Source organism: Streptomyces sp. NPDC002994, assembly GCF_040611155.1.
GTDB lineage: Bacteria > Actinomycetota > Actinomycetes > Streptomycetales > Streptomycetaceae > Streptomyces.
This window is the reverse complement of the sequence record NZ_JBEXNQ010000077.1, coordinates 1-1,266: the sequence shown is the minus strand read 5'-3', so window position 1 is coordinate 1,266 and position 1,266 is coordinate 1. Positions and strand designations below refer to the sequence as shown.

Below are 1,266 nucleotides of genomic sequence, written 5' to 3'. Positions count from 1 at the left end.
GGCGGTGCGCACCACGTCTAGGGGGCGGTGCGGCCCCAGACTCAGCGACTGCGGGAACGGCCGTTGGTGCACCATCCCCATTCCCACGCACACGACCACCCACTCCGGGCGCCGGTTTGGCCTAATCCAACGAGACGCGTACGGCAGCTGCATAGGCGGGCGCCTCTACTGGCCCGAAGACCGCACCCAGGGAGCGAAGCGTTGGCCAGGTGCCGCGTCCTCGCGCCAGTACCTCAAGACGGTCTCCGGGACAATCTCGAGTCGCTCGGCGGCGATGAGGCACGAGACAGGCTCCTGCCCGCCGGCGTCGGCCTCGAAGGCGACCACGACGGCCAGCTCTCCGCCGAGCTGACGGGTAACCTTCAGCAGTTCGTCAGGCGACGGAGCACGGAACGTCGGATCGTGAAAGCTCGACGGGCAGCTGACGAAGACCGGATCGTCGAAGACCAGCTCCAGACCATGGTGGTAGGTCAGATCATGACCAGCGGCAAGCCGGAGCTGCCCGGCGTTCCAGCCGACCACGTCCCAGTCCCACCAGGGCCCCTCAGGAAGCTGGATCCCAGCATGCCGTCTTTCGACGTCCACCCTCAGCCCCTCATCAGTTCGAACAGATCGCCAGGCTACACAGCGACTTGAGGCCCTCGACTTGACGGGTTAAACGCCTGAGGTGTCCGTCCGGTCGACCGGCGACTCGGGCGGGTGTGGCGTTCACCCCGGCCGGTGGCCGGTTGAACTGCAAGCCCGTTGCTGATGTGGATGGGTGGCGACGCAAACCGATTTCCGAGGCGCGAACCCAGCACACCACCCATGCGACGGTCGGCACGGCCCGTATGGGGCCTCGCGTGGGCCGAAACACGCCCGTGGTGGCCGAAGGCGTTGCGCGTGCGACGGGTGGGACCGGAGGGGCGCTGTGATTCGCCCAGTGCCGAGTTAGTCGCATTCCAACGCCAGGAGCATGGCCACTGAGGCGACCGACACCCACCAACGACGATGACAGGACTGCTGCGGGAGCCGAGACGGGTAGGGCTGGATGGGCGTTAAAATTCATCAAGTGGCGGGTTAGTCGCATTCCAAGCCCGGAAACGGGCGAAAACCGGCGCTACTGCGACACAAGCTGCGTCGCACTGCCCAGACCAACTGACCTGTTCGATCTCTGTGCGCCGAAGCGCTCCAGTGAAGCTCCGCCATCTTGAAGTGGCTGGTCAGCGGGGTGGCGTGACTCCGTTTCGGGCTGCTCGTACTGGTCGCGGGCGGCGGTCTGTGTTG

At 66.0% G+C, this 1,266-nt stretch carries 1 protein-coding gene; it reads right to left on the bottom strand.

Annotated features, from left to right (window positions below; all coding sequences use genetic code 11):
• Window positions 1-165: 165 nt before the first annotated feature.
• Entirely contained in the window at window positions 166-585 is a 420-nt protein-coding gene (locus ABZX79_RS37805; RefSeq protein WP_355268596.1) for a hypothetical protein, read from the bottom strand.
• Window positions 586-1,266: the final 681 nt, after the last annotated feature.